This is a genomic window from Allobosea sp. CER48, from assembly GCF_044752385.1.
Lineage (GTDB): Bacteria > Pseudomonadota > Alphaproteobacteria > Rhizobiales > Beijerinckiaceae > Allobosea.
Genome location: NZ_JBIWYK010000088.1, coordinates 1 through 9,312, shown reverse-complemented (window position 1 = coordinate 9,312; position 9,312 = coordinate 1). Strand labels below are relative to the sequence as shown.

At 67.8% G+C, this 9,312-nt stretch carries 10 protein-coding genes; 9 read left to right on the top strand and 1 reads right to left on the bottom strand.

The features are described 5' to 3' along the window. A partial coding sequence (locus tag ACIPIA_RS05595; RefSeq protein ID WP_400507478.1) for a LysR substrate-binding domain-containing protein occupies positions 1-908 on the bottom strand: 908 nt, incomplete at its 3' end. Between the two features lie 123 nt (positions 909-1,031). Between ACIPIA_RS05595 and ACIPIA_RS05590 the strand changes: the two genes are divergently transcribed. The 9 genes from ACIPIA_RS05590 to ACIPIA_RS05550 all read left to right on the top strand — a co-directional run bounded on the left by ACIPIA_RS05590 (position 1,032) and on the right by ACIPIA_RS05550 (position 9,295). After that, complete coding sequence (locus ACIPIA_RS05590; RefSeq protein WP_400507476.1) at positions 1,032-2,066, top strand: ABC transporter substrate-binding protein; 1,035 nt, start codon at positions 1,032-1,034, stop codon at positions 2,064-2,066. Between the two features lie 150 nt (positions 2,067-2,216). Then, positions 2,217-3,260, top strand: coding sequence for an ABC transporter ATP-binding protein (locus ACIPIA_RS05585; RefSeq protein WP_400507474.1), 1,044 nt, complete (start codon positions 2,217-2,219; stop codon positions 3,258-3,260). Then, complete coding sequence (locus ACIPIA_RS05580; protein WP_400507473.1) at positions 3,257-4,123, top strand: ABC transporter permease; 867 nt, start codon at positions 3,257-3,259, stop codon at positions 4,121-4,123. Before ACIPIA_RS05585 ends, ACIPIA_RS05580 begins: the two co-directional genes overlap by 4 nt. Beyond that, on the top strand, positions 4,120-4,920 hold the full coding sequence (locus ACIPIA_RS05575) for an ABC transporter permease (protein ID WP_400507471.1): 801 nt from the start codon (positions 4,120-4,122) through the stop codon (positions 4,918-4,920). The genes ACIPIA_RS05580 and ACIPIA_RS05575 overlap by 4 nt, the downstream gene beginning before the upstream one ends. 13 nt (positions 4,921-4,933) lie before the next feature. After that, positions 4,934-6,052: an NAD(P)/FAD-dependent oxidoreductase gene (locus ACIPIA_RS05570; protein ID WP_400507469.1), complete on the top strand. Its 1,119-nt coding sequence runs from the start codon at positions 4,934-4,936 to the stop codon at positions 6,050-6,052. Then, the gene (locus ACIPIA_RS05565) at positions 6,033-6,353 is read left to right on the top strand and encodes a (2Fe-2S)-binding protein (RefSeq protein WP_400507467.1); all 321 of its coding nucleotides are present in this window, start codon (positions 6,033-6,035) and stop codon (positions 6,351-6,353) included. Before ACIPIA_RS05570 ends, ACIPIA_RS05565 begins: the two co-directional genes overlap by 20 nt. Next, positions 6,350-7,804 (top strand): FAD-dependent oxidoreductase, encoded by a 1,455-nt coding sequence (locus ACIPIA_RS05560; protein ID WP_400507465.1) that lies wholly within the window; start codon positions 6,350-6,352, stop codon positions 7,802-7,804. The genes ACIPIA_RS05565 and ACIPIA_RS05560 overlap by 4 nt, the downstream gene beginning before the upstream one ends. After that, positions 7,801-8,928 (top strand): NAD(P)/FAD-dependent oxidoreductase, encoded by a 1,128-nt coding sequence (locus ACIPIA_RS05555; protein WP_400507463.1) that lies wholly within the window; start codon positions 7,801-7,803, stop codon positions 8,926-8,928. Before ACIPIA_RS05560 ends, ACIPIA_RS05555 begins: the two co-directional genes overlap by 4 nt. A gap of 22 nt (positions 8,929-8,950) precedes the next feature. Beyond that, the gene (locus ACIPIA_RS05550) at positions 8,951-9,295 is read left to right on the top strand and encodes a RidA family protein (RefSeq protein WP_400507462.1); all 345 of its coding nucleotides are present in this window, start codon (positions 8,951-8,953) and stop codon (positions 9,293-9,295) included. The last annotated feature ends 17 nt before the right edge of the window (positions 9,296-9,312 follow it).

The window sequence follows — 9,312 nt, the reverse complement described above, 5'->3', positions numbered from 1 at the left end:
GAAGCGGGCGCGATCTCGCCGGTATAGGCCAGTACCTCTGCCCGCAAGCGGTCGGCGAAATCCTGCGCGACCGCCGAGCGGAAGCGGCCGGCAGCCCAGATCGTGGCGATGTCGTAGGTCACCGACGGATTGAGCGGCCGCACCTCGACGCCCTTGCCCACATATTCGGCCGCAGTGAACGGGTCGACCACGGAGAGGCCTGCGCCGGCGGCCACAAGCCCGCAGGCGATCATCGACAGCGGGGTCTCGACGCGGGTCTGGCGAGCGACGCGATGCGCCGAGAACAGCGCATCGATGCGGTAGCGAAGCTGCGTCGACTGCTCGAGCGAGACGAATGGCTCTCCGGCGAAATCCTCCGGCGCCAGCTCGGCCTTGGCAGCGAGCCTGTGTCCCGTCGGCAGGATGGCGACGGGCGCTGTCGCAGGCATGATCTCGATATCGATCCCCGGAAAATCCAGCGGCAATTGCGCGAAGCCGACCTCGCAGAAGCCGGACGTTACCCAATCGACGACCTGCGTGGAAATGCTGCCGTAGATGGCGATCTCCAGGTCCGGCCTCTGCTTGAGATAGCGGCCGACCAAGCGCGGCAGGAAGCCGACGGTGAAAGCGGGCAGAGCCGCCACCCGCAGCGAACCGGCGCGCCCCTCGCGCAGATTGCGGGCCGCGTTCTCGATACGCTCCAGGCCGACGAATTGCCGTTCGACCTCCCGATAGAGCGTAAGCGCCTCGCTGGTCGGCACGAGCCGGGCGCCGCGTTTCACGAACAGGGTGAGCCCGAGCGCATACTGCAGATCCTGGACCAGCCGCGTCACCGCCGGCTGCGTGACGTTCAGCGCCTGGGCTGCCGCGGTGATGCCTCCGGTCACGATCACCGTCCGGAATGCCTCGATCTGGCGGGGATTCAGCATGGCCTGCCCTCGGTTGCAAGCAGACATAACATTTCAGAATGTCCCAAGCCAAACATTCGATTTGACCAGTTCAAAATCTGCCCTGAACCTGATGGCATCACTCGAAAACGAGGAGGGGAACCCGTGAAGCTTGCCATCACATTTGCTCTTGTCACCGGAACCGCGCTGGCGGGATCGGCCGCGTTCGCCCAGCAGAAGACGCTCTATGTCGCAGGCTACGGAGGGTCCTACGAGCAGACCATGCGCAAGGAGGTCATTCCCGCCTTCGAGAAGCAGGCCAACGTCAAGATCGAATACGTCGCCGGAAACTCGACAGATACGCTCGCCAAGCTGCAGGCGCAGAAGGGCAACCAGCAGATCGATGTCGCCATCGTCGATGACGGCCCGGCCTATCAGGCAGTGGCGCTGGGCTTCTGCGGCACGCTGACCGACGGTGCCGTCTACAAGGACGTCGCGCCGGTTATGAGGTTCAAGTCCAACAAGGGCGTCGGGCTCGGCCTCGTCGGCACCGGGCTGTTCTACAACAAGAAGGTTTTCGACGAGAACAAGTGGCCCGCGCCCACCTCGTGGAACGACCTGAAGGCGAAGACCTACGGCAAGAAGGTCGTGGTGCCGCCGATCAACAACACCTACGGCCTGCATGCGCTGATCGCCTTCGCCCAGATCGGCGGTGGCGGCGAGAGCAGCATCGAACCGGGCTTCAAGGCGTTCAAGGACGAGATCAACCCCAATATCGTCGCCTATGAGCCCTCGCCGGCAAAGATGACCGAGCTGTTCCAGAGCGGCCAGGCCGTGCTCGGCGTCTGGGGTTCGGGCCGGGTCAAGGCCTTCGCGGATACCGGCTTCCCGGTCGAATTCGTCTATCCGAAGGAGGGCGGCTATGCGCTCGGCGTCGCTGCCTGCCCGATCGAGGGCTCGAAGAACGCGGCCGAAGCGAACGCCTTCATCCAGTTCATGCTGTCCCCTCCGATCCAGAAGGTGATGGCGACCGGCGCCGGGTTCGGCCCCGCCAATGTCACGGTGACGCTGACTCCCGAGGAGCAGAAGGGCCTGCCCTATGGCGAGGAGGTCAAGAAGCTCAAGGCCGTCGACTGGGACGTCGCCAACGCCAGGCGCGAGGAGTGGACCAGGCGCTGGAACCGCGAGATCGAGCGGTAAAGCCCCCCTGATCCAACCAGTCGTCATCCCGGACGCAGCGAAGCGGAAATCCGGGATCCATCATGGCGCGCAACGCCCACCGATGGATCCCGGATCAAGCCCGGGACGGCGGCGGTGTTTCGGCGCCCCCTCACGAAACGTCCAGAGCCCATGTCCCACCTCGTTCTCGAAAGCCTTGGCAAGTCCTACGGCAGCGCCGTTGCGGTCGAAGGCCTCGACCTCTCGGTCGCACGCGGCGAATTCATCTCGCTGCTCGGCCCGTCCGGCTGCGGCAAGACCACGACGCTGCAGATGATCGCCGGATTCGCCTCTGTCGATCGCGGCCGGATCCTGCTCGACGGCAGCGATCTCGGTGCCGTCGCGCCCAACAAGCGTGGCCTCGGCATCGTCTTCCAGAGCTATGCGCTCTTCCCGCATATGACGGTGGCGCAGAACATCGCCTTCGGCCTCGAAATGCGCGGCGTCGAGAAGGCGCAGCGCGAGAGGCGAACGCTCGACGCGATGGCGCTGGTCGGGCTCAAGGGGTTCGAGGATCGCTATCCCCGCCGCATGTCGGGCGGGCAGCAGCAGCGCGTCGCCTTGGCCAGGGCGCTCGTGATCAAGCCTTCGCTGCTCCTGCTCGACGAGCCCCTCTCCAATCTCGACGCCAAGCTGCGCGAGGAGATGCAGGGCGAGCTGCGCCAGATCCAGCGCTCGATCGGCACGACGACCATCCTCGTCACGCACGACCAGCACGAGGCGATGGCGCTGTCCGACCGCATCGTCGTGATGAATCGCGGCCGCGTCGAGCAGATCGGCGCGCCCGATGCGGTCTATGGCGCACCGGCCAGCGCCTTCGTCGCCAACTTCCTCGGCAAGACCAATGTGCTGGCGGCTACCGGCGACGGCCGCGGCCATGTCGTGATCGAAGCCCTATCGGTTCCGCTCGCCGGCGCCGGCTCCGGCCCGGCGCGCATCGCCGTGCGCCCGGAGCGCCTGGGTTTCGCGGCCGACGGGGCGCCGGGTTTCGCTGCCCGCGTCACCTCGCGCGTCTTCCAGGGGACGCATTGGCTGCTGACGGCAGAGAGCGCCGCCGGCCCGGTCACGCTGATCCGGCACAATGACGGCAGTTCTGTCCCCGGCGAAGGCCAGAGCGTGAAGCTGAGCTTCGGTGCCACGGACGCCGCCTTGATTCCGGAGGGCGCTGACGCATGAGCCATGCCCTTCCCGCCCGCACGACGCCCTATTGGCTGACAGGGCCCGCGCTCGCCATCTTCCTCTGCCTTGTCATCATCCCGCTGGGCATGACGGTGCTGCTCTCGTTCTACGACTGGGGGCAGTACAAGGGCATCGTCGCCGAGCTCACCCTGAAGAATTTCCAGGAGATCTTCAGCGACAGTTATTTCCTCGAGGTCTTCCTGCGCACCTTGCGCATCGCCGTGCTGGTGACGCTGTTCGCGATCCTGGTCGGCGTGCCGGAAGCCTATATCCTGAACCGGATGTCGCCGGCCTGGCGCGGCCTCTGCCTGCTCGCGATCATCGGCCCGCTGCTGGTTTCGGTCGTGGCCCGTACGCTGGGCTGGGCGCTGCTCCTCGGCTCCAACGGCCTCGTCAATCGTGGGCTGATGGCACTCGGGCTGATCGCCCAACCGCTCGAATTCATGTTCACCGAGACGGGCGTCGTCATCGCGCTCGTCCATGTGCTGATCCCCTTCATGATCCTCGCGGTCTGGGCCTCGCTGCAGCGGCTCGATCCGCAGATCGAGAATGCCGCGCTCTCGCTCGGCGCCGACCGCCTGACGATCTGGCGGCGGGTGATTCTGCCGCAGATCGCGCCGGGTATCCTCTCCGGCTCGATCATCGTCTTCGCGCTGGCCGCCAGCGCCTTCGCCTCACCCGCCATCATCGGCGGCAGGCGGCTCAAGGTCGCGGCGACGCTGGCCTATGACGAGTTCCTCAACACGCTGAACTGGCCGCTCGGAGCGGCGGTCGCCGTGCTCCTGCTCCTCGCGCTCGTCATCCTCACCGTCGGCGCCAACCGCTTCGTCGAGCGCCGCTACGCACAGGTGTTCGAATGAGCCGCAACGGTCCCTACGCGATCCTGTTCCACGGGCTCTTCATCGTCTTCATGCTGGCGCCGCTGGCCGTCGTCTGCCTCGTCGCCTTCACCCCGGAGGGGTATCTCTCTCTGCCCGGCAAGGTCTGGAGCCTGCGCTGGTTCAGGGCGATCTTCGACTATCCGGAATTCCTGCGCGCCTTCCGGGATTCGCTCTGGCTTGCGGCGCTGTCCTCGACCTTCGCGATCCTGATCGCCGTGCCGGCCGCCCTCGCCATCGCGCGCTATCGCTTCCCCGGGCGGGATGCCATGACGGCGCTGTTCATGTCGCCTCTGATGGTGCCGCATGTCGTGCTCGGCATCGCCTTCCTGCGCTTCTTCACGCAGATCGGGCTCTCCGGCACTTTCCTCGGACTGGTCCTCAGCCACATCATCGTCATCCTGCCTTTCGCGCTGAGGCTGGTGCTGGCCGCATCCTACGGCATGGACCGACGCATAGAGGATGCCGCCGTCTCGCTCGGCGCCAGCCACGCCACGGTCTTCCGCCGGGTGACGCTGCCGCTGATCCTGCCCGGCGTCGTGTCTGGCTGGCTGCTCGCCGCGATCAACTCCTTCGACGAGGTGACGATGACCGTGTTCATCGCCTCGCCTGCCACCACCACCCTCCCCGTCCGGATGTTCCTCTACATCCAGGACAATATCGACCCGCTCATCGCAGCCGTCTCCGCCTGCCTGATCGCCCTGACCGCCGTTCTGCTGATCGCGCTGGACAGGCTGTTCGGCCTCGACCGGCTGTTCGTCGGAACCGGAAAAGGCTGATCCAGTGCCCAGCATGTCCACAGAACCCGATGTCGCCGTGATCGGCGGCGGAGTGGTCGGCGGTGCGATCGCGCTCGGCCTCGCCCGCAGCGGCGCCCGCGTCGCCATCCTCGACGAAGGCGATACGGCCTTCCGCGCGTCGCGCGGGAATTTCGCGCTGGTCTGGGTGCAGTCCAAGGGCTTCGGCATGCCCGATTACGCGCTCTGGTCGCGACGCTCGGCCGATGCCTGGCATGAACTCGCCAGCATCCTGCACGGCGAGGCCGGCATCGATGTCGCGCACAGCCAGCCGGGCGGCTTCATGCTCTGCCTGTCCGAGGACGAGCTCGACAAGCGCGTCGGCGCGATGCGACGGCTGCACAACAGCCAGCCGCTCAGCGACTTTCCCTACGAGGTGCTGGATCACGGCGAGACGAAGCGGCGCCTGCCAGCGATCGGCCCCGGTGTCGTCGGCTCGGTCTACTCCCCGCTCGACGGCCATGTGAATTCCCTCAAGCTCTTCCGGGCCCTGCGCGAGTCGACGGCCAGGCGCGGCGTCGACTACCGCCCGAACAGCCCCGTCGAGAGCATAGCGCCGAAGGATGGCGGCTTCGCCATCACCGGCTCCTGGGGCGAGATGCGGGCCGGCAAGGTCGTGCTCTGCGCCGGCCTCGGCAATGCGCGGCTGGCGCCGATGGTCGGGCTCGACGCGCCGGTGAAGCCGAGCAAGGGCCAGATCATCGTCACCGAGAAGACAGAGGCCTTCCTGCACAATCCGATGGTCACCGTCCGCCAGACCGACGAGGGCGGCGTGATGATCGGCGACAGCCAGGAGGACCGCGGCTTCGACACGGCCGTCGGGCAGCCGATCCTGTCGGCGATGGCCGACCGCGCGGTAAGGATGTTCCCGCGGCTGGCAGGTCTCAACGTGGTCCGGACATGGTCGGCGCTTCGGGTGATGAGCCCCGACGGCTTCCCGCTCTACGACCAGTCCGAAAGCCATCCCGGCGCCTTCCTCGTCACCTGCCATTCCGGCGTGACGCTGGCCGCCAATCACGCCCTGACCCTCGCCCCCGCGATCCTTGCCGGCACGCTGCCGGAGGCGGTGGCGTCCTTTACCGCGCGGAGGTTCCATGTTCCGGCCCATAGCTGAGGCGAGAGCAGGCGGCGCCGACGCTGCCCGTCTCGGCTTCACCTTCGACGGCAAGCCTCTGACCGGCCGTTCGGGCGATACCGTCGCCGCCGCCCTGCTCGCGAACGGCATCGTCGCCTGCCGCGAGACGCCTGTCTCCGATACGCCCCGTGCGCCCTATTGCCTGATGGGCGTGTGCTTCGATTGCCTTGTCGTGATCGACGGCGTCGGCAACCGGCAGGGCTGCCTCGTGCCGCTGGCCGAGGGCATGCGGATCGAGACCCAGCACGGCCGTCGCCATTTCACGGAGGCAGCGGAATGAACCCGGTCGCAAGCATCGAGCAGTTCGCCGCGTCCTACGATCTCGTTGTTGTCGGCGCCGGCCCCGCCGGCCTCTCGGCGGCGACGCGCGCGGCCGGGCTCGGCCTGTCCGTCCTGCTCGCCGACGAGAACCCGGCGCCCGGCGGCCAGATCTACCGCGCCGTCACCACGACGCCGGTCAGGGATCGCGCCATCCTCGGCGACGATTACTGGCGTGGCGCAGAGATCGTCGCGCGCTTCGACAATTCGCAGGCCTCCTATGCGGCGCGCTGCACGGTCTGGTCGATCGCGCCTGACGAGGCTGCGCCCGGCACCTTCGAGCTCGGCCTCTCGCTTGACGGCAAGGCGCGCATGATCGGCGCGAAGCATGTCATCCTTGCCACGGGTGCGCAGGAACGCCCCTTCCCTATTCCGGGCTGGACGCTGCCCGGCGTGATGACGGCGGGCGCTGCGCAGATCGCCCTGAAGGGCGCCGGGATCGTGCCGGCGGGGCGCACCGTCATCGCCGGCTGCGGACCGCTGCTCTATCTGCTGGCGAGCCAGCTCTCTGCGGCGGGCTGCGAGATCGTCGCCGTGCTCGACACAACGCCTTCAGCCAACTGGAGAAAGGCGCTCGCCGCCCTGCCCGACTTCCTGCGCTCGCCCTATCTCGCCAAGGGGCTCAAGCTGATGGCGGCCGCACGTCGCAAGCTGCGCTTCGTCTCGAACGTTACCAGCCTGTCGGCCAAGGGCGACGGCACGCTGCGGCAGATCGAGTTCGAACAGGGCGGACGGCAGGGCGCGATCGCCTGCGACACGCTGCTGCTCCATCAGGGTGTGATCCCCAGCGTCAACTTCTCGAACGCCGCCGGCTGCGCGCACGCCTTCGACGAGGAGCAGCATGCCTTCGTGCCCGGCGTCGATGGCTGGTTTGCCTCCAGCGTGCCGGGCATCGCCATCGCCGGCGACGGCGCCGGCATCGGCGGGGCGGAAACCGCGGCGCTGCGCGGCGAGATCGCGGCTTTCGGCGCGGCGTCTCGGCTCGGCAAGCTGAGCGAGGGCGAGCGGGACCGCCAGGCCGCTCCGCTCCGCGCGGCGCTGACGCGGCTGCTCCATGGCCGGCGCTTCCTCGACCTGCTCTACAAGCCGGCGCCGCAATTCCTGGCGCCGCCCAAGGACGACACGATCATCTGCCGTTGCGAGGAGGTCACGGCGGGCCAGGTCCGCGATGCAGCCGCCCGCCTCGGCGTCACCGGCCCCAACCAGATGAAGGCGTTCCTGCGCTGCGGCATGGGTCCCTGCCAGGGAAGGTTGTGCGGGCCGACCGTCGTAGAGTTGATCGCGCAGACGCGCGGCACCACGCCGGAAGAGGTTGGCTATTATCGCCTGCGCCCGCCGGTCAAGCCGGTCACCCTGGCAGAGCTTGCGGCGCTGCCTCAGACCGAGGCCGCGGTGAAAGCCGTCGTGCGGTGACGGCTCCTCGGAACAGCGCCGACGTCATCGTCATCGGCGGCGGCATCCATGGCTGCTCGACGGCGCTGCACTGCGCCCTGCGCGGGCTCTCGGTCATCTTGATCGAGAAGGATCATGCCGGGCGCCATGCCTCCGGCGTCAACGCCGGCGGCGTGCGCCAGCTTGCGCGGCATGTCGCGGAGATCCCGTTGTCGAACGCCTCGATGGCGCTCTGGCACAACATCGAGGACCTGGTCGAGGACGATTGCGGCTTCACCTGCGACGGGCAGGTGCTGGTAGCGGAGAACGATGTCGATCTCGCCAATTGCCGCGCCCGCGTGGACGACCTCGTCCTGCGCGGCTTCCATCACGAGGAGATGATCGGCGCCAGGGAGCTGCGCGAGATCGTGCCGGCCGTCTCCGAAAGCTGCCCCGGCGGCGTGATCTCGCGGCGCGACGGCGCCGCCATCCCCTTGCGCGCGACCCAGGCCTTCAAGCGCAAGGCCGCGAGCCTCGGCGCCGATATCCGCGAGCGCGTCCGCGTCACGAAGGTGTTGAAGGATGGGCCGAACTGGCGCGTCGTGACCAGTGCCGGCGACTTCTTCAGCCCGCGCATCGTCAACGCGGCGGGCGCCTGGGCCGACCGCATCGCCGCCGATCTCGGCGAGCCGGTGCCGCTCGAGGTCATAGCGCCGATGCTGATGATCACCGCGCCGCTGCCGGCCTTCATCAAGCCCGTGGTGATCCTGCGCGGGCGCAAGCTCTCCTTCAAGCAGTTCGGCAACGGCACCGTGCTGATCGGTGGCGGCCATCTCGGCACGCCGCTGCGAGACGAGAACGTCACGCTGCTCGACTGGAAGAAGCTCGCGACCAGCGCCGCCACCGTCTGGGACCTGTTCCCGATCATGCGCGGCGCGCCGATCGTACGGGCCTGGGCCGGCATCGAGGCGCGCATGCCGGACGACCTGCCCGTCTTCGGCAAGAGCCAGAAGCATGAGGGCGTCTATCACCAGTTCGGCTTCTCGGCCCACGGCTTCCAGCTCGGCCCCGGGGCCGGCGCCGTGATGGCCGAGATCATCGCGACCGGCCGCTCCAACGTGCCGATCGACGGCCTCGGCATCGCCCGCTTCACGACCGCCCACTGAACGTCAACTCAGGAGAAGACCCATGACGATCAAGCGCTCCATCCGCACGCCCATCCAGAACCGCATCGTCGAGACCGGCAATCTCGTCTTCGTCGGCGGCGTCATCGCCGACGACACCACGCAGTCGATGGGCCCGCAAACGCAGAACATCCTGGGCAAGATCGAAGGCTATCTCGGCGAGGTCGGGCTCGACCGCAAGGCCATCGTCGCCGCGCAGATCTTCGTCACCGACCTCTCGCAGAAGAAGGAGATGGATGCGGCCTGGACCGGCTTCTTCGGCGAGGAGATGCCGACGCGGGCCACGGTCGGCGTGGCCGACCTCGGCGGCGGCGCCATCATCGAGATCGTGGTCACGGCCTCGCGCTGAAGCCGATCGGCGATCCG

Coding starts and splice junctions, on each gene's coding strand:
- ACIPIA_RS05585 (WP_400507474.1), top strand. CDS start 2,217: ATGTCCCACCTCGTTCTCGAAAGCCTTGGCAAGTCCTACGGCAGCGCC.
- ACIPIA_RS05575 (WP_400507471.1), top strand. CDS start 4,120: ATGAGCCGCAACGGTCCCTACGCGATCCTGTTCCACGGGCTCTTCATC.
- ACIPIA_RS05550 (WP_400507462.1), top strand. CDS start 8,951: ATGACGATCAAGCGCTCCATCCGCACGCCCATCCAGAACCGCATCGTC.
- ACIPIA_RS05570 (WP_400507469.1), top strand. CDS start 4,934: ATGTCCACAGAACCCGATGTCGCCGTGATCGGCGGCGGAGTGGTCGGC.
- ACIPIA_RS05560 (WP_400507465.1), top strand. CDS start 6,350: ATGAACCCGGTCGCAAGCATCGAGCAGTTCGCCGCGTCCTACGATCTC.
- ACIPIA_RS05565 (WP_400507467.1), top strand. CDS start 6,033: ATGTTCCGGCCCATAGCTGAGGCGAGAGCAGGCGGCGCCGACGCTGCC.
- ACIPIA_RS05580 (WP_400507473.1), top strand. CDS start 3,257: ATGAGCCATGCCCTTCCCGCCCGCACGACGCCCTATTGGCTGACAGGG.